Here is a 22,543-nt window from a genome sequence, read left to right as displayed (position 1 = left end):
CGAATATGGAGAAGAAGCTGAAGATCGGAATTACCTGTTATCCGACATTGGGCGGATCGGGAGTCGTAGCGACGGAGCTTGGAAAGCTGCTAGCGGAAAAAGGCCATGAAGTGCATTTTATCACACACAGTATGCCTTTTCGGCTTGGTAAATTCGATAAAAATATATTTTATCATGAAGTGGAGGTCAGCGATTACTACGTATTCCGCTATCCTCCTTATGATCTTTCGCTGGCCAGCAAGCTGGCCCAAGTCGCCCAGATGAATCAGTTGGACTTGCTGCATGTGCATTACGCGATTCCACATGCTGTTTGTGCATTGCTCGCCAAGCAAATGGCGGGAGGTAGCCTGAAGGTGGTCACTACCCTTCATGGAACTGATATCACGGTGCTCGGTCAGGATCAATCGATCAGCAATTTGATTCGGTATGCCATAAATGAGAGCGATGCCGTAACAGCTGTCTCCAATAATCTCATTGAGGAAACCCGATCTCTGCTTGATATCAGCCGCCCTATTGATTTGGCTTACAATTTTATAGATAAACGCGAGTATTACCCGAGGGATGTACAGGAGCTCAGGCTGGAGTTCGCCAGGCCTGATGAAAAGATTTTGATTCACATCTCCAATTTCCGGCCGGTGAAGCGCGTTTCGGATATCGTCGATATTTTTGCCCAAGTTGCCAAAAAAATTCCCTCGCGATTGATCTTTGTTGGAGAAGGACCGGAGCTTTGCAAAATTATTGCCAAGGTCAAAGACCTGGGCTTAACGGAAAAGGTGACTTTTTGCGGCACGCAGGATGATGTTGCACAGATCCTCTCATTGGCAGATGTTAATCTGCTGCCGTCCGAGAAGGAAAGCTTCGGGTTAGTCGCCCTGGAAGCGATGGCCTGCGGAGTGCCTACAGTCGCTTCGAACGCGGGGGGTATCCCGGAGCTGATCACGCATGGCGAATCGGGTTACTTGGCCGAAGTTGGCGATACGGAAACCATGGCAAACTATACGTTAAAGCTGTTAACCGATCGCGAGCTCTATGCCCGGATGGTGGAAGCTTGCCAATACAGGGCTCGCTTCACGTTTTGCAACGACCTGATCCGTAAACAATATGAAGAGATCTACTACCGGGTGCTGGGTAGGGAGATGCCGGAAGAGATGAAGCTGGAGGAACCCATCTGCTAATTAACGAGCAGGCGGACTTAGAATGAGGTGCTGGTGTGCACGGAGTTTTGGAACATGAAGAAGCCGGGTTTATTCTGGACAAGCTTCAGGATCAGGGCTTTGAAGCTTATTTGGTTGGCGGCTGCGTTCGCGATTATCTCCTGAAGCGGCCGATTCAAGATGTGGATATCGCCACCTCGGCATTGCCGGAACAGGTCATGGCCCTCTTCACCCGGACTGCGCCGACGGGTCTGCAGCACGGCACCGTTACCGTGATCCTGGAACAGGGAGCCTACGAGGTGACGACGTTTCGCACGGAGTCGCAGTATGAAGACTACCGCAGACCCAAAGAGGTCGCGTTTGTTTCCAGCCTGAAGGAGGATCTCCGGCGGCGGGATTTTACGATGAACGCGATGGCTTTGGACCGGAGCGGAACCCTGATCGATCCTTTTGGCGGACAAAAGGATCTGCAAACGGGCTTGCTCCGCTGCGTCGGCGAAGCGGAGCAGCGCTTCGGCGAAGATGCGCTGCGCATGCTTCGCTGTATTCGCTTCGCTTCGACCTATGCCCTGCAGGTCGAAGCGAAGACGTGGCAGGCGCTGCTGCGGCAAGCTCCGCTGCTGCGCCACGTCGCCATGGAGCGCGTGCGCAGCGAGCTCCAGCGCATGGTCGCAGGCGCTGCCCCGGCACGGGCCGTGCAGCTGCTCTTGGCGAGCCGCCTGTGGCGCCATTTCAAAAAGCAGCTTCCGCTGCCTTTTGAAAGCTGGCTCGCCCGGCCCGAAGCGCTGGACGCCGTCAGCGCGCTGCAGGAGCAGAACGCCCGTTGGGCGCTGCTCCTGCTGCTCCTGGAGACGCCTGCGGACATGGTCCGCTCGGCGCTCCAGGAGCTGACCTTCTCTCGCGCCGACACGGACGCGGTGACCGGGATTCTCGCGCTGCACGAGCAGCTTGCGCGGCAACTCTTGACCCTGGGCGCCGCGGGTTCGGCGCCCTATGAGGATCCGCTGCAGCTGGCGCGGATCTGGAAGCTTGCCGCGGTCCGGCACGGCGTGCCGACTGCCCGCGCTTGGCTGCAGGTGCTGCGCGCCCTGCAGCCAGCTCTCGCCCGAGATGCGGCTGCATCCTCGGCAGAGCCTGTCCTGGCCAGCCTGGAGGCCAGCCAGCCAGCTCTCGCCCGAGATGCGGCTGCATCCTCGGCAGAGCCTGTCCTGGCCAGCCTGGAGGCCAGTCTGCGTACTTTTGTTCCGCCGCTGGTCCAATCCGGCGAGAAGTGGCTCGAGGAGCTGTCCTGCACGCAGCTTAAACAATTGTCGATCACGGGCAGCGACCTGGTTCTGGCTTTGGATCGCCCGGCTGGACCTTGGATCGGCTTGGTGCTGCAGGAATTACTGGAATGTACCGCTCTGAATGAGCTGCACAATGATCGGGAGTCCTTGCTGCTAGCAGCAAGGCAATGGGGAGCATCCCACCCCTGACTATGTTTTCAATTTCAATGAGAGAGAGCCCATCATGAACAAACGTATTTTACAAGTATTCGAGCAGCATCCGCATGCCTTTCTGTCCGGTGAAGAGCTCAGCCGACAATTGAACTGCAGCCGTACGGCCATTTGGAAGCATATCCGGAGTCTGCGCGAGGCCGGTTATGAATTTGATTCTGCACCTCGCAAAGGCTACAAGCTGATTAGCAAACCTGAAAAGCTGAATGCCGCGGAACTGATTGGCGGCCTCACAACCAAAGTGATGGGTCGCCAGCTCCATATCCTGGATGAGGTGGATTCCACGCAAGCTGTTGCCCATGCTTTGGTCGGTTCTGGAGCAGTGGAGGGCACTCTTGTGCTTGCAGAACGCCAAACCTCAGGCAGAGGCCGTATGGGCCGCCATTGGCATTCCCCGCCCGGCAAAGGGATCTGGTTGAGCTTGGTGCTTACTCCGAGGATTCCGATTTATTTCACTCCGCAGCTGACCTTGCTTGCCGCTGTTGCAGTTTGCAGGTCCATTCAGAAGCTGTGCAAGGTGGAAATCGGCATCAAGTGGCCCAATGACCTCTTGATCCATGGAAAAAAGGTATGCGGGATATTGCTTGAGATCAACGGTGAAGACGAGCGTTTAAAATATGTGATAGCCGGAATCGGCATCAGCGCAAATTTGCGGCTGGAGGATTATCCGGAGGAGCTTCGCGGCGTGGCTACGTCATTAGCGATTGAATCCGGTTCGGCAGTAAGCCGGACAGCTGTCATCCAAGCTTTTTTGCGGGAGTTTGAAGATTTGTATGGGCTGTATCATGAGGAGGGCTTTGGACCCATCAGGCTTTTATGGGAAACCTACAGCGTTTCCTTGCACCGTCCTATTCGGGTGCAAACACCCAATGGTTTAATGGAGGGGATGGCTGAATCGATTGATGAGTCAGGTGCATTGACCATATCCTTGGCATCGGGTGAATCGATTCGCGTTTTCTCGGGTGACGTTGAGCTGCGTTGAGCGGGATTGAAGTCGGTATGGTAAACCTGCACAAGTATGGTATACTTAAACCAAGAAGCGGTATCCCTTGGAACTGCATTCTTATCCTGTTTTTCAAGCATAATGATGTAGGTTTTAGCCCAATTGAATTATAATACAGTAGTATGTCGGATTCTGCTCTGAGCCATTTTGGACCGAGACAGAAGGATCATATGCTTTTTTTATGCGCATAGGTTCCTTTTAGCTGTCGGCTAAAAGGTATTTTTATTTTATGGGAAAGCTGGGAGATTGCTATGGATCAGCGCAAGGCGCTTACGACCGCCCGCATGAGAAGAATGAAACAGGACGGGGAAAAGATCACGATGGTCACAGCCTATGATTACCCTTCAGCCAAGCTGGCGGAGGAAGCGGGAATTGATGTCATTTTGGTCGGAGATTCTTTGGGGAACGTAGTGCTTGGATATGATTCTACATTGCCCGTCACGCTGGACGATATCGTTTATCATACAAGATCAGTGGTTAGGGGCGCAGCTTCTACATTCATTGTGGCGGATATGCCGTTTCTTACTTATCACGGAAGCTTGGATCATACGCTGGCCGGCGTAGCTCGATTGATGCAGGAAGGCCATGCCAAAGCGGTCAAGCTTGAAGGCGGTGCGGAGATAGCTTCTACGGTTCAAGCGATTACGCAAGCTGGAGTCCCCGTGATCGGGCATATCGGATTGACGCCGCAGTCTGTGCATCAGTTAGGCGGTTACCGGATTCAAGGGAAAAGCTCCGAGCAGGCCAAGAAGCTGCTGGAAGACGCTAAGGCGCTTGAGAAGGCGGGAGCCTTTGCGATTGTCCTGGAGCTGGTGACGGAAGAACTGGCAGCCTGGATTTCCAGGGAGCTGTCCATACCTACGATCGGCATCGGTTCCGGTGTGAGCTGTGATGGACAGGTATTGGTCTTTCATGATTTACTCGAGTATGGTTCAACCAGCGCTCCCAGAAAGTTTGTCAAGGCTTATGCCCAGATTGGGGAAACTATTCGAAACGGGCTTGCGGCGTATGCAAATGAAGTCAGAAGCGGCCAATTTCCCGGTCCCGAGCATTCATTTCATATGGATCATGATGTGATCCAATACTTAAATGGGGACAAGGAGTAGACTGTCATGGAAGTGATCACACGCATTTCACAGCTTAGAGACTGTCTTGCAAGTCATCGGCTGAATCAAGGCCCGGATAGGGTGAAAGTTGGTTTAGTTGCTACAATGGGCTTTCTGCATGCAGGACATGCAAGCTTGATCAAGGCAGCCAAAGCGCAGACCGATATCGTTGTGCTTAGTATATTCGTAAATCCGCTGCAGTTTGGGCCGAATGAAGATTTTGATAAATATCCGCGGGATGCCGAGCGTGATTTGCATTTGGCGGAAGCCGAGGGTGTCGATATCGTTTTTGCGCCTTCCGTTGAAGAAATGTATCCCGGACCCATGAAAACAACTGTATCTGTCAGCGGATTGACCGCAAGGCTGTGCGGTGCTACGAGGCCTGGGCATTTTGATGGAGTGGCCACGGTTGTAAGTAAACTGTTCCATATTGTACAGCCGGATAAAGCCTTTTTTGGGCAAAAGGATGCTCAGCAAATAGCCGTGATTCAGCAGATGGTGAGTGATCTGAATTTCCCTGTGGACATTGTCCCATGTCCGACACTGCGGGAAGCCGACGGATTGGCGATGAGCTCCAGAAATGTGTATTTGAGCGAAGCTGAGCGGCGACAAGCCTTGGTGCTGTCTCAATCCTTAGCTATTGCAGCAGATTTTATCAGGGACCATCCGCAGTTCTCAGCTGAAGAGCTTATGAGTGAAATCAGTAACCATATTCGCACAGCTTCGCTCGGTGAGATCGACTATATCGAGGTATTAGCCTATCCTTCATTAGAGCCTTTCAAAAGAAGTGATGAACTGGAAAGCGATCAAGTGATTGTCGCGTTAGCCGTCAAGTTCAGCAAGGCCAGACTTATCGATAATCAGCTATTTTCCAACAAATTCAGCAAGTCCGATCTCATCGATAATCAACTAATTTCCTTGAGGAAGTGATTGTTATGTTTAGAACGATGATGAAATCCAAAATCCACCGCGCCACCGTTACCGAAGCCAACCTGAACTATGTTGGAAGTATTACCATTGATGAAAATTTAATTGATCTTGTCGATATGTACCCTAATGAAAAAGTGCAAATAGTGAATAATAATAACGGAGCCAGACTTGAAACCTACATTATTCCAGGTCCTCGAGGCTCGGGGGTCATATGCCTTAACGGCGCAGCAGCAAGACTGGTTCAAACGGGCGATACGATTATCATCGTGTCCTATGCCATGATGACGGAGGAAGAAGCGAGGAAGCATCAACCGACGATTGCCATAATGGGAGCGGGTAATCAGGTCGCGCAGCTGCTTAAAGAAGAAATCCATTCGACTGTGATGTGAATACAAACTCTGGTTGTAGCGAGGTGCAGCATGTTCAAGCATGTTTTTTCCACCATGAACGAGGTGTTGGATGAAATTCTGAGCGGATATCCCAATTCAGTCGGCGAGGAAAAAGCGGCGCTTGAGGAGCAGCTTCAGGTTCTGAAGGCGATGAGCGATGAATGTATCGAAAGCTGGCTTTTATTCGAAGAGAAGCTGGGAACTTTTTATGGAGCACTGCCGAAGACAGCCCAACATTTACATGAGGAGCTGCTTGAGCTCGAGCTGTCCGGCAAGATGACCTCCGAATTTTCAAAAGGGCAGGGCTATTACAAGTTGTTTATGTACGATCAGGCCATAGATGAATTTGAAGCGCTCGTTCGGCTGCAGCCTGATTTTTTATTGGCCCGTATTTATTTGGCCATGGGTTATCTTCGTAAAGGCGACTTTCATGAGGCTTACCGCCATTTTCAGTTCTTGCTGCCGCTGACGGATAACACAAAGATGAAGGCAATTTCCTACAATGCCATGGGATGCATTCAGGTTCAGAATAAAAATATGCAAATCGCGTATGAATATTTCAAAAAGGCGTACCATCATGATCCCACCACGATGGAATCATTTCTTCATTTGGAGGAATAAGATCTTAGCTATTCCCTTTTGCCAAAGGAATTTGGTATGCTAGGAAAAGGGGATAACGAAGGGATTGAAGGTATAAAGTGAAATTTGCAGTTTTGGATTTTGAAACGACGGGGAGCCAGGCCGCCGATGAAATTATTCAGGTCGGGCTCGTTATCATAGATGGCTTTGAAATCGTCCACAGGTATACTTCCTTGGTCAATCCGGGGATTTGTATACCTTCTTTGATTACGACTTTAACCGGTATCACGGACGAGATGGTTGAGCATGCACCGGTTCTTGATCAAGTGATGACCGAAATGTTTCCGCTTTTATTTGACTGCGTGCTGGTTGGGCATCATATCCCATTCGATCTGGGATTTTTGCAGAAAGGCTTGATCAGCAGCGGTTTTCCAGCTTTTGAAGGAAGAGTCCTGGATACCATCGATGCGCTGCGCATTTTATTTCCATCGCTTACCAGCTTTCAGCTTGGCATGGTTGCAGGAACCTTCGGGCTTCATCATGACAGACCCCATCAAGCGGATAGCGATGCAGAAGTTACAGCCGAGCTGTGGATCATTTGCATGCAGCGTTTGGTGGGTCTGCCGCTGCTGAGTGTACAAAGATTAAGCCAGATTTTTGAGCCGGATGCCAGTGATTTGGGTTGGTTTATGGATGAAATTCGCGCATTTAAAGAAGCAGAAACAGCTGTAGATATGGACACACATCGATATTTCAGACAATTTACGGTGAATGTTGGAGACTGGGGCGAAGAGGAATCGGAGCGGGAGGAGGAGACGCTAAAGGCTCTGGAGACCCCATTTCCTGATTTTTATAAAGACATAAAAAAGTCTCTTCAAGATAAATTTGAAGTTTATGAAGACCGGGTATCGCAAGAGCAGATGGTTCAAGAGGTTGAGGATTCACTGGAGTCCGAGCAGCATCTGATGATTGAAGCAGGTACCGGGACTGGCAAATCGCTCGGGTATCTAATCCCCTCCCTATACTATGGACTCAAGCATGACAAAAAGGTGATTGTCAGTACACATACGATTAATTTGCAGGAACAGCTGCGCGAGCGGGATATTCCCTTGCTTAGCGAGATATTCCCGGTGCCCTTCCAAGCAGCCGTGCTTAAGGGGAGAAGCCATTATTTGTGCCTGCGCAAATTTGAGAATAAGCTGAGTATGAGAGATTATGAGAATGGCAAAGAGGATCCGATTACTGCGGGGCAGATGGTTGTCTGGCTTGGCGAAACCAAGAACGGGGACGAGGAAGAGATTCATTTTGGCAATAAAGGGCGGCAGTTTTGGCATACGGTCGCCAGCGATACGGATTCTTGCCTGAACAGGCAGTGTCCCTGGTTCAAGAAGTGCTTTTATCACAGGGCTCGAAATGATGCAAATGCAGCTGATTTAGTCATAACCAATCATTCCATGCTGTTTACGGACATGAAAGCGGAAGGCCGGCTGCTTCCGCAATATAAGAATCTGATCATTGATGAGGCTCATCATTTTGAAGAAGTGGCTAGCAAGCATTTGGGGATAGAACTCCATTCTTCGGCGTTTCTTCATACCCTGCAGTGGCTCTATAAGGACAATCGAAGCGGTCAGCTGCCCATGCTGCGCTTCCGGCTGCAAAAGTTTGAGGAGGAAGAGCGAGCGGCTGGATGGTGCCAGGTCATAGATACTCTATATCCAAAGGTTGTACTGATTAAAGAAGAATGGGATCGTTTGAGTGAGAGCCTCTATGAGCTTGTTTCCTCCAAAAGCGATGCCTCCCAATCGGAGTCCGGTCAATTTGTGCTTCGTGTAAGGGAGGATCATCTGCCGCAAATGTGGCCCGAACTTTTGATCATGGAAGAAAGCATTTTCCTGAATGCCAGTGAGATTGTTCGCATTCTTGAAAAGCTGGTTAATGAAATCAAGGATGTCCAGGACAAATATGAAGTACAGAGCTTGATTACAGATTTGGGCGGGATTCTCAAAGAACTCTATGGACACAGAGACGCGCTGCATTTCTTTATGAAAATGACGGATAAGGCTTATGTTTATTGGATGGAAGCCGGAGCTTATTCCAAGTCGAAATCTTTGCAATTGATCAGTGTTCCTACTGATGTCAGCTCACTTCTGCAGCAGCACTTCTTTGACACTAAAGACAGTATTGTGATGACATCGGCGACATTATCCGTGAATCGTTCCTTCCAATACTCGGCCGATCAATTAGGGCTGCAAATTCCCGAGAATGAAGAAAAAGGCGGCAAAGTTCGAACGGTTCAATTGCCTTCACCTTTTAATTATAGAGAGCAAGCGCTTGTTTGTATCCCCAGAGATTTTCCGGGAATCAAGGGTTCCATGGGAGACCAAGTATTTATTAAAGCTCTGATTGACTCTTTAAGTGAGGTAGCTCTAGCTACTCATGGGCGAATGCTTGTATTATTTACTTCAAGCCGAATGCTGAAGCAGATTTATTCTGGTTTGAAGGAACGGCTTCAGCCGCATTCCATCAGTGTTTTGGGGCAAGGCGTGGACAGCGGCAATCGCAGCAAGCTAACGCGGCTGTTCCAGGATAACCATTCCTGTGTTCTGCTGGGCACAAGCTCCTTTTGGGAAGGGGTCGATATCCCGGGAGACGCATTAAGCTGCTTGGCCATTGTAAGATTGCCTTTTCAGCCGCCCAACCATCCTTTAGTTGAGGCCAAAAGCGAGAATATTAAGAAGCGCAATGAGAATCCGTTTATGAAGTTTTCGGTACCGCAGGCGGTCATTCGATTCAAGCAGGGCTTCGGAAGGCTTGTGAGAAGAGCGTCGGATAAAGGCGTTGTCATCATTTATGATACCCGCGTCATAGACACACAGTACGGCAAATATTTCTTGTATTCACTGCCTGGCCCCAAGATCGAGCACATGAATACCGAGCAGATGGTACCAAGAATCCAGGAATGGATGGGTGAAAAAAGCCATGAAAACAATAAAAATATCCGAAGCGGTAGTTCGAAGGCTGCCGATCTACCTGCGGTTTCTGAATGAGCTGACGATGAAAAACATAAATACCGTTTCTTCGCAGGATTTGGGCCTGAAGTTGGACCTGAATCCCGCGCAAATCCGCAAGGATCTGGCTTATTTTGGCGAGTTTGGCAAGAAGGGCATCGGTTACGATGTCGCCTATCTGATTGAGAAAATCCGCCAGATATTGAAGCTGGACAAGCAAATACCAGTAGCCTTGGTCGGAGCGGGAAATTTGGGCCGCGCCTTATGCAATTATAATGCTTATTTAAATGATCAGATGAAAATCGTTGCTGTATTTGATGCTTCACCCGGTAAAGTAGGGGAAACGATCAATAACCTGATCGTACAGCCCATGGAGGAGCTCCGTGAGACGATAAAGAAGCTGAATGTAAGAATCGGGATAATTACGGTTCCTGCATTGGAAGCGCAAAATGTCGCAAATCAGTTCATTGAATCAGGTACCGAGGCCATTCTGAACTTTGCACCCATCAATATTAAGGTGCCGGGCGAAGTCCGCGTGCATCATGCGGATTTCACTACCGAGCTGCAAAGCTTGGCTTATTATCTGGATTGAAGTAGCTTTTAATAATTAGCCTAGCCTACACACTGCCAAGCGTGTAAGGCTAGGTTTTTTTTGTTGAATTTCCATAATGGATTACTCCATGTTTGGCCTCCTTTGTTTCGTGGTAATGACGATTAAAGAGATTGCATTCACATCCAAGTACTGCGGGGGCTGGACATGAATCAGAATGAAGAAGGCAAACAAACACAGGCAACCCAAAAAGCAAAGAAAAAACCCATGCTTAGAACCTTCTTGAAGGTGGTTGGCATCTGCAGCTTGTTCCTCTTTATCGTATTTCTTGCGGCTGGAGGATGGGCTTATAAGACAGCTGTAGCCATGTATGACCATGCGGACATATCCAAGCTGGGCAAGGAACCGCCGAGCCCGACTGTGATTTATGATGTCAATGGCAATGTTGTTACAGAGATTAGCAATTCGCGCATGGAGTACCTGCCCTATGACAAGTTTCCAAAATCGCTCGTAGACGCCATTGTTTCCGTAGAGGATTCACGCTTTTATGAGCATAAAGGTGTGGATTTACAAGGTCTTGGCCGTGCTTTATACACCAATCTGCGAAATCATACGGTGGTGCAGGGGGGAAGTACCATCACCCAGCAATTGGCCAAGCTTATGCTTATTCTTCTGAGCAGTCACTCTCCCGCAAAGTCAATGAGGCCATTGCTGCCGTAAAAATAGAGCAGAACTACAGCAAAAAACAAATATTGGAAATGTATTTGAATTACATATACTATGGCGAAGGAGCATATGGGATTCAGAGGGCTGCACAGATCTATTTTGGCAAAGACGCCTCCGAGCTTACATTGGCTGAATCCGCAATGTTGGCTGGATTACCGAAGGCTCCAAACAACTATTCTCCGGTTGATAATCCCGGTAAAGCCAAAGACCGCCGGAATCTGGTGCTGAATCTGATGGCTGATCAGGGACGCATTACTGCAGATCAGCGCAATAAAGCTACAGCTGAACCCATACGTCTGGCCGACAAATCGATTTTGGCTGAAACGAATAAATACCCTTCCTATGTGGATCATGTCATCCATGAAGCAACCGATAAATTTAAATTAAGTGAACAGGAAGTACTTACCTCCGGCCTCAAGATTTATACAAATCTGGATCCGAAAGTCCAGGATGCCGCTGAATCGGTATACAGCAATCCGAAAATGGTTCCGGAGGACAAGGGTGGACTTCAGAGCGCAATCGCCATCCTTGATGCGAAAACGGGAGCTATTCGCGGATTAGTCAGGGGATTGAGCAAAGATCGCATATTCCGCGGGTTTAATGCGGCAACGCAATTAAAGCGTCAACCCGGTTCATCGCTTAAGCCGATAGTCGCCTATGCACCTGCCCTGATTCAGGGCTTTAAGCCGACTGATTTGATCGACGATGAAGAAACGGACTTTAACGGATATAAGCCAAACAATTACGGAGATAAATTTCATGGTTGGGTAACCATGGAGGAAGCATTGGTTCAATCCTACAACGTACCCGCGGTGGCCATGTTGAAAGAAGTTGGGATTACTAAAGGAATGGATATGGTCAAACAGGCGGGGATTCCTTTGACTTCAGGCGACCGTACCTTCGGCTTGGCGCTTGACGGAATGCAGGAAGGCACTTCTCCGCTTATCATGGCTCAAGCCTACACCATGTTCGCCAATTCCGGTGAGCTGTCCGAGGCATATGCCATTATAAAAATTGTCACACGGAACGGAAAGACTATCAAAGAGGCAGCACCGGTAAATCGCAAGATTTTGGATCCATCCGTCGCTTACACGATGACGACTATGCTGCAGAAGGTTGTAACTCAAGGAACTGGGATGAATGCGAATATGAACTGGCCGGTAGCCGGTAAAACCGGAACGACGCAGCTACCCGATGCAGCGGAATTTAAGGACAAGAAAGTAAACCAGATAGACGGTTCCAAGGACGCATGGTTCGTCGGATATACACCGGAGCTGGTGGCTGCAGTTTGGCTGGGCTATACAAATACCAATCGGGATCATTATTTGACAACAACCGGAGGCAAGTACCCGGCGGCGATCTTTAAGGAAGTGATCAGCCAGGTTGTGAAGGATAAGCAAGCCACTGCCTTCGCTATGCCCAACGGGTATCGATTGCCGGATGGCGAGATTAAGCGGATCAATCCATCAGCGGAATATCTCGCGACGATGATGGCCTTTGCAAAGCAGGATGCGCCAACGGTATCTAAAGATGTACTGACGCCGATCAACACAGGATCGGCAAGCCCGTCACCAAGCGTCAGCCCGATTACGGGGACTCCGACACAGATGCCTGACAACGGCGGAGGGGTTGGAGCTAGTGCGGGAGCTGGCGCAAGTACGGGAGCCGGTGCGGGAACGGGCGCAGGTACGGGAAGCGGGGAAGGAGCGGGGGGCGCAGGAGCAGGTGCGGGAGCAGGAAGCGGTACGGGACTAGGCGCCGCGGCGTCAGCTACACCGCTAGCGACACCGTCGGCGACACCGAAGCCATCTGCGGCGCCGACGAATACGCCTGTGGCGTCGCCTCCGCCAGCGTCAACAACGCCGAAAGCCTCGACCTCACCGAAGCCTTCGGCGACACCGGTGCCATCGGGCGTGAGCGCCAGCAGTTCGGCGCCAAGCAGCACACCTGGCGGCAATGTCCGCTGAGAAACAGCAAACATACAAAAGGGCTATTCCAAAGGCCATGAAAATGGCAGATGGAACGCCCTTTTTTGTTAGACTTTTGCTTTCATAGCATGTGGCTCTTCTCGCAGAGGCTCCAATTTCTTGCTTCGAAAAAAAGGCGTAAAATACATCTAAATCACCCGATAATAAATGGTCCTACATTAGTAGTGTGTAAAATACGGCTTAATTCATAGTTTTCTACCAATCTTCTCAATATTTCGTGCGATTAGGACGTAAGATACGTCTTATTCCGAAAGTTACCCTATAAATCTCCATTAGTAGACGTAAAATACGTCTTATCACAATCAAGCTACTGTTACCACCATCCCATACCTCACCTTTAGCCGCCTTAACCCAAACTTTATACCGTCGTTGCCTATCTATCCCCCTTGTTGATCCTCATGAGTAACGAAGAACAACAGTTTCCAGAATATTGGCTACGTCTTCGCAGGCGTCGGTGGTTTGTTCCAAGCGTTCATATATTTCTTTCAGGTTAAAATCCTGGTAAGGGTCTCTTTTAGCCAGGAAAATTTGTCGGATTCCTTCACGCATCAAACGGTCACCTTCATTTTCAAGGCTGTTGATGATCACTGTATGCTCGGTTATTTGCATATATTTTTTCTTGGAGAGCAGCTTGAATGCATCGAGAATATGTTGGCATGAGGACACAAGGACAGCCGAAAATTCTTTCATGACATCATCAGAGCTGTCAATATTCAAGTAATCAAACCGGGCAATTGCAGCTTCGACCCCATCCGTCACATCATCCAGCTTAGAGGCCAGCTCCATGATATGTTCGCTGTCCAGAGGCGTTTTGAACCCTTTATTATTTAAACCTTTGAAAATTTGATGTGTGATGGAATCGGCTTTGTGCTCCAAATTCCTAATGGTTTCCACATAAGCTGTTGGCGGCTTTTCTCCCATCATCGCAATCCGGAACATTTGCGCGGATTCAAGCGCAATTTCTGCGGCTTGGATCAGCAATTGGAGAAAATCAGTTTCTTCTTTTCTGGCAAAGATTGGGGTCATTTCGGCCTCCTTAAAATGTTCGGCAGAGTACTTACTAATCTTCATGCATCTGCTGAGTATTTAATAAACTTTACATAATATTCATAAATTTGTACTCAAAAACAATCAAAAATATGTAGAAAACTCACAATCTTAAAAATATCATAACATTTTGGTAATGTATAAGGGAATTCTTGATTTTACAGGCGTGAAGTTGTACATTGGAAAAGATGATATTTTGAGCCAAGTCGCGCGCAGAGAGAGGTCTATACATACCATGAAAAAAACTTTAATTACGAACGGTATTTTCGTTACGGTAGATGAAACAGCCCCTTTGATAAAAGGCTGTATGGTTATAGAGGGTAATCGCATCGCCTATCTAGGCGACCATATTCCCGAGCCGATTGAGCAATATGATGACGTAGTGAACGGCAGCAATAAGCTGTATATGCCTGGTTTGGTTAACACACATGGACATGCGGCTATGTCTTTGCTGCGCGGCTATGGTGACGATCTGGCGCTGCAAATTTGGCTAGAAGAAAAAATGTGGCCGATGGAAGCCAAATTTTCGGCTAATGATGTTAAGTGGGCAACCTTACTGTCGATTCTGGAAATGGTTAAAGGCGGAACAACGACTTTTGTGGATATGTATGATCATATGAATGAGGTAGCCAAGGCCGTGGAGCAATCCGGAATGCGGGGAAGCTTGTGTCGCGGAGTCATTGGAATATGTCCTCCGGATATTCAGGATGCCAAGCTGAAGGAAGCGACGGAATTTGCCAAAGAATGGCATGGTGCTGCAGATGGCCGAATTACAACCATGATTTCACCGCATTCTCCATATACTTGCCCGCCTGATTATATTGAAAGGTTCGTGCAGGCAGCGCATGATTTGAATTTACCTATACATACGCATATGTCCGAAACGTCGCGTGAGGTATTTTTTAATGAGCAGCAATACGGTTTAAGACCAGCTGCGCATTTGGAAAAGTGTGGAGTGTTTACCAGACCGACTCTGATAGCTCACGGCGTTCATTTGACAGACGATGAGATTGCTATTCTGGCTGCGCATAAAGTGAATGTATCTCATAATCCCGGCAGCAATCTTAAGTTGGCGAGCGGGATCGCTCGTGTGCAGGATCTTCAGCTTGCTGGAGTAAAGGTTTCCCTAGGTACGGATTCGGCAGCATCCAACAACAATTTGGATATGTTTGAAGAAATGCGCTTAGCTGCGCTAATTCACAAAGGTGCGACCGGAGATCCGCTCGCGATCCCAGCCAAAGAAGCTTTGAAGATGGGAACTCTTACCGGAGCTGAGTCTCTTTGGCTCGAGAATTTGGGGCAACTAAAGCCTGGAATGAGAGCCGATTTTATCGCGCTTGATCTGGATCAACCGCATTTTCTGCCCAAAACGGATTTTGTTTCACATATTGTTTACTCGGCGTCAGCCAAAGATGTGACTGATGTGTGTGTAGATGGTCAATGGATTGTCCGCGGAGGCGAATGCCTGACTCTGGATGAGGAACGAATCAAACGTGAATTCGAGCTTTGCTTTGACAAACTGATTGGTTAGGAGCTGAAACAACTTGACTTGGAGAAGAGTAACGGTTATCGGTATTTTCATCCTGGTCACTTTGATTTTTTTTCTCAGCCGTTTCTATATGAACGTTCAGCATGAGCATTGGGCCGATGGAGCTTCCGCGGTTGAAACCGCCTATCAGAAGTCTATTTTGGCAAAAGCTACTAAGGTTGAAGCTTTCTATGGTGACAAACCTATGAAAATTATTTTCGGAGAAGATAAAATCGGCCAAAAGGTGATCGTGTGGGTTTCAGATAATGACGTTCATTCTGAAATGGCGGCAGAAGGATTTACTGAGGAGCAAGTGCGCACTATGGTACTGAAGAAAGATCCGAGTATTGAGTTGCTCCGCGTGATGCCTGGTATGATTGAAGGCAAATATATTTGGGAAGTTTTTTATAAAAAGAAGCTGGATACAGGTACCCGATACTTCTATGATTATTACAATTTTCAAGATGGGACATATTTAGATACGTATCGACTCAGCCTGCATTAGGCTGAGTTTTATTTTTTGCCACAGATTTCTTTCACAATCGTATAGAAAATGTGATATACTCTTTGTATATAAAAAAGATGTTTAAAATCTGATAGAAAGGGGTACATGGCTGATGAAATTGCGTCCTATGCCCATAATTATAAGTGTCGTCGTTTCTGCCGTAGTTTTATTCGGAGGATGGTTTGCCTATAACAGTTATGCCATGGAGCAACCCCTGACCGATATTGCGAATAAGGCTCCTGGTGTGGAAAGCTCCACAACAAACCTGAGCAGCACTCAAGTATTGCTGGAGTTAAAACTAAAGCAGGATGCCAATCTTCGTGAAATTGTACAACAAATTTCAAAACAAGGTTCCACTATTATAGGTCAGCGTGAGCTGGTCGTTCGTGTAACCGGACAATCGTCACCCGAGCTGGATGCATGGTGGTCCAAAGCTCTCTTCGATGTAGCACAAGCCATGGAAACCAAACAATATGCCAATATTCCAATTACTCTGCAAGCTAAAGCTGCTTCGGTGAGTGGATTAACGGTAGATACACAAATGGACAGTAAGTATGTTTATGTGCGTATAAATAAAGGGACAAGCAGTAAATTCATTATGCTGCCTCGAGTGTCCGGTAAGATTGGGGTGTGGCCTAATGAGTAAGCTGGGAAAAGAGATTTTCATCGGGTTTCTACCGGTATTATTAATATTTCTTATTTTTATAGGTGTGAACATCATGCCTGTTTTGTTTACTGGATTGTTGGCTTTTACTATCTACTATATGCTTCGCAGCCGCTCCGTCCCAGGGATAAGTACATCAAATGAACGGAAAGCGAAAGGCCGGACTCCTTCGTTCTTAAATTTTGATCAAATCGGCGGTCAGGATCGGGCCAAGAAAGAACTGATGGAGGCTCTTGATTTTTTGATTAAGCACGAGCAGATCAAGAAGCTGGGAATTCGTCCGCTGAAAGGAATTTTGCTGACCGGTCCTCCGGGAACGGGCAAAACCTTAATGGCTAAAGCTGCCGCCCATTATACGAACTCTGTATATTTGGCCGCTTCAGGAAGCGAATTCGTAGAGATGTATGTGGGGGTTGGAGCCAGCCGTATACGTGATCTATTTAGGGAAGCACGTTCCAAAGCTCAAAAAGAAGGCAAAGAGAGCGCGATTATTTTTATTGATGAAATTGATGTCGTCGGAGGCAAACGAGATGGCGGACAGCAGCGTGAGTATGACCAGACACTGAATCAATTGTTAACTGAGATGGATGGCATTCATACGGATGACGCGCCTCGCATCTTGATCATGGCGGCAACCAACCGGAAGGAAATGCTGGACAGCGCCCTGCTGCGCCCGGGCCGATTTGATCGTCATATCGATGTTGAGCTGCCTGATAAGAAAGGCCGTTTATCTATCCTGGGTATTCATATGAAGAATAAACCGCTCGCTGAAGGTACCGTCCTCGAAAAGGTGGCAGATCAAACCTTTGGCTTCTCCGGTGCCCAACTGGAAGGTGTTTTGAATGAAGCTGCGATATATGCACTGCGTGAAGAAAAATCACTGATCGAGCAGAAGCATCTGGCTGACGCCATCGATAAAGTGATGATGGGGGAACGCACGGACCGGGAGACGAATGAAGAGGAAAAGCAGCGAGTAGCCTACCATGAGCTTGGACATGCTATCGTAGCAGAGCTCGTTCGCCCGGGATCCGTTGCGCAGGTGACTGTAACTCCGAGAGGGAAAGCGCTCGGTTATGTGCGTCATAATCCGCAGCAGGATCAATATTTGTACACGAAGGAACAAATTGAACAGCAAATCATGATCGCACTTGGAGGCTCAGTCGCCGAAGAGATGTTTTACGGAGGACGGAGCACGGGTTCTCGCAATGACTTCGATCAGGCACTGCTGATGGTTCGCAACATGATAGACTGCGGCTTGACATCGCTGGGCATCGTGGAACGGGAAATGGTTCCCAAGGAAGAGCTGATGAAGGAAAACGCCGCAATCATGGCGGAGTTAACCTCCCGTACTCGTGAATTGCTGGAAAAACAACGTACCGTTTTCGAGCAAGCGCTGGATGTACTGCTTCGGGAAGAAGTCCTTTCCGGCAGTATATTTAGAGAGTTGCTCATGGCGAGTATATCCAGAATTGCATAGCATTAAAAAAAGGTGCCGAGAAGTCCTCTGGGCTTACTCGACACTAATCGGAAGCTGCCAATGGCAGCTTTTTTGTGTAAAAAAATGTCGATAATTTCTCGATATTCCGGATTCGCTGACAAAATCAGCGTTTTTTTTCATTTGGACTGAATCGGCAACTGAATCTTTCAACCAGATAGTGTACAATAAGAGAGTATGAAAATTGTTAAAAAGGGGCGAAGCCCGGATGGCCTTAAGTGATCAACAGCATAAACAAATGCAATCCGCGCTGCTTGCTGCATTGAAGGAAGGAACTGTAGCGATTCCTACCTTGCTCTTAAAATATTACAAGCGCATGAAGCTTACCGAACTCGAAGTTATGATCGTCATTCATCTAATCGCATCTTTGGATAAAGCCAAGAATGATTTTCCCACGATTGATGAAATTCAAGCCCAAATGACAGCTCCTCCAGAGCAAGTCATATCGGGATTACAGAAGCTGATGAATGAAAATTTTATCGCTATCGATGAGGAGGTGGATGATGCCTCAGGAATCCAATATGAGCGATACAATTTGGATCTGCTTTACAACAAGCTGGCTGCAAATTTAATTGAGGACCATGAAGCGCTGCGATTGCAGCGATTGTCTCAAGTACCGAAAGCCACTGCAGCAAGCCAAGGCAAAGACATTTTTACCGTTATTGAAAAGGAATTTGCCCGGCCTCTTACCCCAATGGAGCTGGAGACCATAAGCGGTTGGCTGGATAAGGACGCTTACCGGGAAGAGCTGATCCTGGCCGCTTTGAAGGAAGCTGTATTTGCCGGAAAAGTTCATTTCCGTTATATTGACCGCATTTTGCTGGAATGGAGCCGCAATCGGGTAGCTACCGTGGAACAGGCCAAAGAATACACGCAGCGTTTTCGCAATTCTCGTTAAAATACAAGAAGTATCATCATTTTGATGGGCGCAGCAGATTCCAACGGTATACATATTCGAACAAATATTCAAAAGCTTCCAAGTGCCGCTTGGCTTCAAAGGCATTGGCGCCCCAAGCATAGATTCCATGCTTGCGCAGCACAATTCCTGGAATCCTCGGCACGATTGCTTTTTCCATCAGCTCGGCAATACGCGGAATTTCCGCATAATTCGGGAGGATCGGAATTTCAATTTGAGCGTCTTCTTCCCAAATGTTAAAGCCTTTGATCAGCTCCACGCCATCCACAGGGATAGATCCACGCTCCCAAAACAGCTCGGAAGCCAAATTATTGAATACCGTATGCACATGAAAAATAGCACCTGCCCCGGTCAAGCGATAAATTTCACAGTGAATCAATGTTTCCGCGGAAGGCTTTAAGCTGGTCTCTTCGGTAGGTATCCCTTTTTCGTTCACAAGCAAAAAATCCTCAGGAGTCTGCACAGATTTATCTTTTCCGCTTGAAGTGATGGCAAATGTGAAATCCTTCGGTTCGAATTGTCCTACACGAATAGAGAGATTGCCGCTTGTAGCGGGGAACCAGCCTTTAGCGGCAAGCCCCGATTTAACCTCCCGCAGCTCGGCAAAAGCCCGCTGTTTGTCTTCTAAACGAATCACTCCACTCATCCGCTCATCTGCTCCAATCTGTTGATAATATCGAAAAACGTTTCAAAAGGCGTATAGGGCAACCCGAGCTCATCACAAAGCTCAATCAAATGAGATCTGGCAAAGATGGTATCGACCAATTTGGCACCTGCAAAATCCGTGATGCTGTCACCAATTAATATGCGATGATATTGCCTGCTGTCGTACGATCGAATGATCGATGTTTTGCACATGCCGCAATCCACATGGCAATGCTCATCGCATGGATGCGGCCAGAGAATTTCGATGCACTCACCGGCAAAGGAGCTGGCGTTGCTGTATATATTCGATTCCGTAATGGCAAATGGAGCGAGCAGGGGATAAATGAAGAAGTCGATACCCCCGCTGGTTACGAGCAGCGTAATCTGATTGATTTTACAATAATCCACAAAATCTTCGAAGCCATCACGAATGCTGGCATTATGAATGGCATAATGGATAACTTCATCCTTTCGGGATGTCGGCAAGAGGGCGAACATCGCACCCACAGCTTGGCGAATTGACAGCTTCTTGGCGACCAGTTGCTCGACAAGATCTTCCCAGCCGGGAGGATCAAAATGCTTCATGATCGCTAAAATATTGTCGCTGACCGTGATTGTGCCGTCAAAATCACAGAAGATTACAGTTGATTTACTGTCATCAAATGGATCAGTTGTGTTATAAGCTTCAGATGATATCATTCCTTGATCCCCCATGTGTCGATAGCAATTTGAAGTTCTTGATGTGATTTTGCGTGCTCGCGAAGAGGAATACGCTTTAAGCTCGCCTCGATGGCCTGTCTAAAAGCTTTACCTCCTGCTATCGTACCCTGCGGGTGACCATGAATCCCGCCTCCGGCATTGACGATGACTTCGCTGCCAAAATCCCGCAGAATCAAAGGTACTAGGCCGGGATGGATACCTGCTGAAGGAACGGGAAAGCTGGAGGGCAAAGAGACTTCCGATCCAGTTGAATCATATAAATAATCACGAGCCAAATCCGAGGTTAGCAGCGCATGTTTGATGGCCAGATTTTCTTCACGAGGCATAACGACCGATCCGTAAGGAGAAGGGAACAGCACCAGATCAGCCCCAGCCATTCGCATCAGCTTGCCCAGCAGGACTGAAGCGGATATGCCATAATGCGGTGACGGATAAAAGGCTCCGGCCATCGCAGGGTGAGCCATAATCGGCACTTGAATCTCCGGGTCCGAGCTGAGCTCATGTAGAGCATCGAAGCCATATGCCAATACGTTAAAAAGAATGGCGTTAGCTCCAGCTCGAATTGCTTTTTTGGCTTGATCAGCAAGCATGGAGGTTGGCCCGGTAATATTCGCGGCATACAACAGCTTTTGTCCGGTTTCACGGCTTGCTTGAGCCGCGGCCTCCATACAAGTCTCAACTCGTTTCTCAAGCGGAGTCAGCGGATTTTCAAAAAGAATCTCATCATCTTTAATTAAATCTACACCGCCTGCTGCCTGCAAATAAAACTGTTCACGAAGCGCAGCCATCTCGTAGCCGATCACGGATTTAAATATGCTCATCAGCAGAGGGCGGTCATGCACGCCCAGCAAATTTCTGACGCCTTGAAGCCCGAATTTCGGTCCTGGGAAGACGGAAAGGAATTCGGAAGAGAAAGAAAGATCGGTCAGCTTGATTTTGCCGTCCATCGACAGCTTGCCGAATACGGTAACAAGAAGAGCGGGAATATCCCGGCTGAAATTCACATCCGGATAAGCAATTTGGATATCCGCATAGCGTTCCGAAGTGGGCTGTCCATTTTCAGGCTCGTGGACGGCAACAGAAATAACCTTGCCTAAATGCTTTTCCATCTGCGCCTTTTGGGCTTCAGGAAGCTCTGTCCAGCTGCCAACCGTGAGTCCGACGGCAATGCCTGCCGCTTTTTTGGCAAAATCCGCTTTCTCGTCAAAACAGCGATATGTAGCTAAGCAATAAGCGCTCATAGTGTTTTCACCGCGATTTGTTCGCCCATTTCCTTGGCCCGCTGAGCAGAGCGGAATACTGCGCTCGCAATCCCCTCGGAAAATTGATGGCCGTCCAATGCTTCAATGGCTGCTTGGGTGGATCCATTCGGTGAAGTCACCTTGCGGCGCAGCTCAGCCGGATTTTCTCCGGTTTGCTGGACCATATGGGCAGCACCGAGGACCGTTTGTACCGTTAATTTGCGTGCATCCTCTTCAGTTAATCCGCCGTCGAAGGCAGCCTTCATCATCGCTTCCATGAAATAATACACATAAGCTGGACCGCTCCCGGAAACTCCCGTTACAATATCCAGCTTTGATTCCTCAACCACGCTGACAATGCCAACGGCTTCAAACATGTCCACAGCCAATTGACGATTAGCTTCATTCACAGTTGATGAAAAGCTTATACCTGTCGCGCCGAGCCCAATGTTACTGGATGTGTTAGGCATGGTGCGGGCGATTGGCATTTGCGTATCCAGCAGGCGTTCCATTTTGGCGATAGACAGGCCTGCAATAACGGAAACCAGCAATTGCCGCTCGCTTAGCAGCGGTTTCAAATCTTGAAAAGACGTTTCCACATCTTTGGGCTTCATGCAGAGGACAACAACATCCGCTTGCTGGATAAAAGCTTCCTTTGTAGCCGGGTCGTTGGTTACTTGAACGCCGTACTGCCCGTGAATACGGTCCAGATTGGTTTGATTCGAGCGGTTCATCACATACAGATAGTCGGGCTTGGTTATACCCCGTTCAATCAGTCCGCGAAAAATCGCTTCGGCCATCGAGCCGGCCCCGACAAAGGCTATGCGAACTTGGGTTAGGGAAGAAGTCATAT

The 22,543-nt window shown here is 48.3% G+C and carries 20 protein-coding genes and 1 pseudogene; 16 read left to right on the top strand and 5 right to left on the bottom strand.

Features of this window, described 5'->3' with window-relative positions; genetic code table 11:
- Positions 1-5: 5 nt before the first annotated feature.
- From bshA to BLV33_RS29895, 11 genes and pseudogenes are all read left to right on the top strand, one after another.
- Entirely contained in the window at positions 6-1,175 is a 1,170-nt protein-coding gene (gene bshA, locus BLV33_RS06755; RefSeq protein ID WP_090789450.1) for an N-acetyl-alpha-D-glucosaminyl L-malate synthase BshA, read from the top strand.
- Between the two features lie 47 nt (positions 1,176-1,222).
- Positions 1,223-2,629, top strand: coding sequence for a CCA tRNA nucleotidyltransferase (locus BLV33_RS06750; protein WP_090798736.1), 1,407 nt, complete (start codon positions 1,223-1,225; stop codon positions 2,627-2,629).
- A 34-nt stretch (positions 2,630-2,663) separates the two neighbouring features.
- On the top strand, positions 2,664-3,632 hold the full coding sequence (locus tag BLV33_RS06745; protein WP_090789448.1) for a biotin--[acetyl-CoA-carboxylase] ligase: 969 nt from the start codon (positions 2,664-2,666) through the stop codon (positions 3,630-3,632).
- A 272-nt stretch (positions 3,633-3,904) separates the two neighbouring features.
- Positions 3,905-4,759 carry a 3-methyl-2-oxobutanoate hydroxymethyltransferase gene (gene panB / locus BLV33_RS06740; RefSeq protein ID WP_090789447.1) on the top strand — a complete coding sequence of 285 codons (855 nt, stop codon included), beginning with the start codon at positions 3,905-3,907 and terminating at the stop codon, positions 4,757-4,759.
- Between the two features lie 6 nt (positions 4,760-4,765).
- Entirely contained in the window at positions 4,766-5,689 is a 924-nt protein-coding gene (gene panC, locus BLV33_RS06735; protein ID WP_090789445.1) for a pantoate--beta-alanine ligase, read from the top strand.
- 5 nt (positions 5,690-5,694) lie between these two features.
- On the top strand, positions 5,695-6,078 hold the full coding sequence (panD, locus tag BLV33_RS06730; protein ID WP_090789443.1) for an aspartate 1-decarboxylase: 384 nt from the start codon (positions 5,695-5,697) through the stop codon (positions 6,076-6,078).
- Positions 6,079-6,108: 30 nt separating this feature from the next.
- Positions 6,109-6,699 (top strand): tetratricopeptide repeat protein, encoded by a 591-nt coding sequence (locus tag BLV33_RS06725; RefSeq protein WP_090789441.1) that lies wholly within the window; start codon positions 6,109-6,111, stop codon positions 6,697-6,699.
- Between the two features lie 77 nt (positions 6,700-6,776).
- Positions 6,777-9,704, top strand: a complete 2,928-nt coding sequence (dinG, locus tag BLV33_RS06720; RefSeq protein ID WP_090789439.1) for an ATP-dependent DNA helicase DinG — start codon at positions 6,777-6,779, stop codon at positions 9,702-9,704.
- Positions 9,637-10,257, top strand: coding sequence for a redox-sensing transcriptional repressor Rex (locus BLV33_RS06715; protein WP_090789437.1), 621 nt, complete (start codon positions 9,637-9,639; stop codon positions 10,255-10,257). The genes dinG and BLV33_RS06715 overlap by 68 nt, the downstream gene beginning before the upstream one ends.
- 165 nt (positions 10,258-10,422) lie before the next feature.
- Positions 10,423-11,117 (top strand): annotated as a pseudogene (locus BLV33_RS30635) (biosynthetic peptidoglycan transglycosylase); the annotation flags it as partial.
- Positions 11,118-11,174: 57 nt separating this feature from the next.
- Positions 11,175-12,908: a transglycosylase domain-containing protein gene (locus BLV33_RS29895; RefSeq protein ID WP_366414848.1), complete on the top strand. Its 1,734-nt coding sequence runs from the start codon at positions 11,175-11,177 to the stop codon at positions 12,906-12,908.
- A gap of 417 nt (positions 12,909-13,325) precedes the next feature.
- On the opposite strand, the gene BLV33_RS06705 is transcribed toward BLV33_RS29895, so the two are convergent.
- Positions 13,326-13,955 (bottom strand): DUF47 domain-containing protein, encoded by a 630-nt coding sequence (locus BLV33_RS06705; protein WP_090789435.1) that lies wholly within the window; start codon positions 13,953-13,955, stop codon positions 13,326-13,328.
- 256 nt (positions 13,956-14,211) lie between these two features.
- On the opposite strand from BLV33_RS06705, the gene BLV33_RS06700 reads away from it, so the two are divergent.
- From BLV33_RS06700 to BLV33_RS06680, 5 genes are all read left to right on the top strand, one after another.
- Complete coding sequence (locus BLV33_RS06700; protein ID WP_090789433.1) at positions 14,212-15,507, top strand: amidohydrolase; 1,296 nt, start codon at positions 14,212-14,214, stop codon at positions 15,505-15,507.
- A gap of 13 nt (positions 15,508-15,520) precedes the next feature.
- Positions 15,521-16,009 carry a cell wall elongation regulator TseB-like domain-containing protein gene (locus BLV33_RS06695; protein WP_090789431.1) on the top strand — a complete coding sequence of 163 codons (489 nt, stop codon included), beginning with the start codon at positions 15,521-15,523 and terminating at the stop codon, positions 16,007-16,009.
- Positions 16,010-16,121: 112 nt separating this feature from the next.
- Positions 16,122-16,655 (top strand): hypothetical protein, encoded by a 534-nt coding sequence (locus tag BLV33_RS06690; protein ID WP_090789429.1) that lies wholly within the window; start codon positions 16,122-16,124, stop codon positions 16,653-16,655.
- Positions 16,648-18,150, top strand: a complete 1,503-nt coding sequence (locus tag BLV33_RS06685) for an AAA family ATPase (protein ID WP_090789427.1) — start codon at positions 16,648-16,650, stop codon at positions 18,148-18,150. The genes BLV33_RS06690 and BLV33_RS06685 overlap by 8 nt, the downstream gene beginning before the upstream one ends.
- A 226-nt stretch (positions 18,151-18,376) precedes the next feature.
- The gene (locus BLV33_RS06680; RefSeq protein ID WP_090789425.1) at positions 18,377-19,066 is read left to right on the top strand and encodes a DnaD domain protein; all 690 of its coding nucleotides are present in this window, start codon (positions 18,377-18,379) and stop codon (positions 19,064-19,066) included.
- A gap of 16 nt (positions 19,067-19,082) precedes the next feature.
- On the opposite strand, the gene mtnB is transcribed toward BLV33_RS06680, so the two are convergent.
- Genes mtnB through proC form a run of 4 tightly spaced genes read right to left on the bottom strand, consistent with a single transcriptional unit; the run spans position 19,083 to position 22,541 of the window.
- Positions 19,083-19,730 (bottom strand): methylthioribulose 1-phosphate dehydratase, encoded by a 648-nt coding sequence (gene mtnB / locus BLV33_RS06675; protein ID WP_090789421.1) that lies wholly within the window; start codon positions 19,728-19,730, stop codon positions 19,083-19,085.
- Positions 19,727-20,428, bottom strand: coding sequence for a 2-hydroxy-3-keto-5-methylthiopentenyl-1-phosphate phosphatase (locus BLV33_RS06670; protein WP_090789419.1), 702 nt, complete (start codon positions 20,426-20,428; stop codon positions 19,727-19,729). The genes mtnB and BLV33_RS06670 overlap by 4 nt, the downstream gene beginning before the upstream one ends.
- Positions 20,425-21,690, bottom strand: coding sequence for a 2,3-diketo-5-methylthiopentyl-1-phosphate enolase (locus tag BLV33_RS06665; RefSeq protein WP_090789416.1), 1,266 nt, complete (start codon positions 21,688-21,690; stop codon positions 20,425-20,427). The genes BLV33_RS06670 and BLV33_RS06665 overlap by 4 nt, the downstream gene beginning before the upstream one ends.
- Positions 21,687-22,541, bottom strand: coding sequence for a pyrroline-5-carboxylate reductase (proC, locus tag BLV33_RS06660; protein WP_090789414.1), 855 nt, complete (start codon positions 22,539-22,541; stop codon positions 21,687-21,689). Before proC ends, BLV33_RS06665 begins: the two co-directional genes overlap by 4 nt.
- Positions 22,542-22,543: the final 2 nt, after the last annotated feature.

Source organism: Paenibacillus sp. GP183 (assembly GCF_900104695.1).
Lineage (GTDB): Bacteria > Bacillota > Bacilli > Paenibacillales > NBRC-103111 > Paenibacillus_AI.
The sequence above is the reverse complement of the archived record's forward strand: the minus strand, read 5'-3'. Positions and strand labels throughout refer to the sequence as shown.

Excerpts from the sequence above, each read along its gene's own strand:
- bshA (WP_090789450.1), top strand. The coding sequence starts at position 6 with ATGGAGAAGAAGCTGAAGATCGGAATTACCTGTTATCCGACATTGGGC.
- BLV33_RS06745 (WP_090789448.1), top strand. The coding sequence starts at position 2,664 with ATGAACAAACGTATTTTACAAGTATTCGAGCAGCATCCGCATGCCTTT.
- panB (WP_090789447.1), top strand. The coding sequence starts at position 3,905 with ATGGATCAGCGCAAGGCGCTTACGACCGCCCGCATGAGAAGAATGAAA.
- panC (WP_090789445.1), top strand. The coding sequence starts at position 4,766 with ATGGAAGTGATCACACGCATTTCACAGCTTAGAGACTGTCTTGCAAGT.
- panD (WP_090789443.1), top strand. The coding sequence starts at position 5,695 with ATGTTTAGAACGATGATGAAATCCAAAATCCACCGCGCCACCGTTACC.
- BLV33_RS06725 (WP_090789441.1), top strand. The coding sequence starts at position 6,109 with ATGTTCAAGCATGTTTTTTCCACCATGAACGAGGTGTTGGATGAAATT.
- BLV33_RS06715 (WP_090789437.1), top strand. The coding sequence starts at position 9,637 with ATGAAAACAATAAAAATATCCGAAGCGGTAGTTCGAAGGCTGCCGATC.
- BLV33_RS29895 (WP_366414848.1), top strand. The coding sequence starts at position 11,175 with ATGGCTGATCAGGGACGCATTACTGCAGATCAGCGCAATAAAGCTACA.
- BLV33_RS06705 (WP_090789435.1), bottom strand. The coding sequence starts at position 13,955 with ATGACCCCAATCTTTGCCAGAAAAGAAGAAACTGATTTTCTCCAATTG.
- BLV33_RS06700 (WP_090789433.1), top strand. The coding sequence starts at position 14,212 with ATGAAAAAAACTTTAATTACGAACGGTATTTTCGTTACGGTAGATGAA.
- BLV33_RS06690 (WP_090789429.1), top strand. The coding sequence starts at position 16,122 with ATGAAATTGCGTCCTATGCCCATAATTATAAGTGTCGTCGTTTCTGCC.
- BLV33_RS06685 (WP_090789427.1), top strand. The coding sequence starts at position 16,648 with ATGAGTAAGCTGGGAAAAGAGATTTTCATCGGGTTTCTACCGGTATTA.
- BLV33_RS06680 (WP_090789425.1), top strand. The coding sequence starts at position 18,377 with ATGGCCTTAAGTGATCAACAGCATAAACAAATGCAATCCGCGCTGCTT.
- mtnB (WP_090789421.1), bottom strand. The coding sequence starts at position 19,730 with ATGAGTGGAGTGATTCGTTTAGAAGACAAACAGCGGGCTTTTGCCGAG.
- BLV33_RS06670 (WP_090789419.1), bottom strand. The coding sequence starts at position 20,428 with ATGATATCATCTGAAGCTTATAACACAACTGATCCATTTGATGACAGT.
- BLV33_RS06665 (WP_090789416.1), bottom strand. The coding sequence starts at position 21,690 with ATGAGCGCTTATTGCTTAGCTACATATCGCTGTTTTGACGAGAAAGCG.
- proC (WP_090789414.1), bottom strand. The coding sequence starts at position 22,541 with ATGACTTCTTCCCTAACCCAAGTTCGCATAGCCTTTGTCGGGGCCGGC.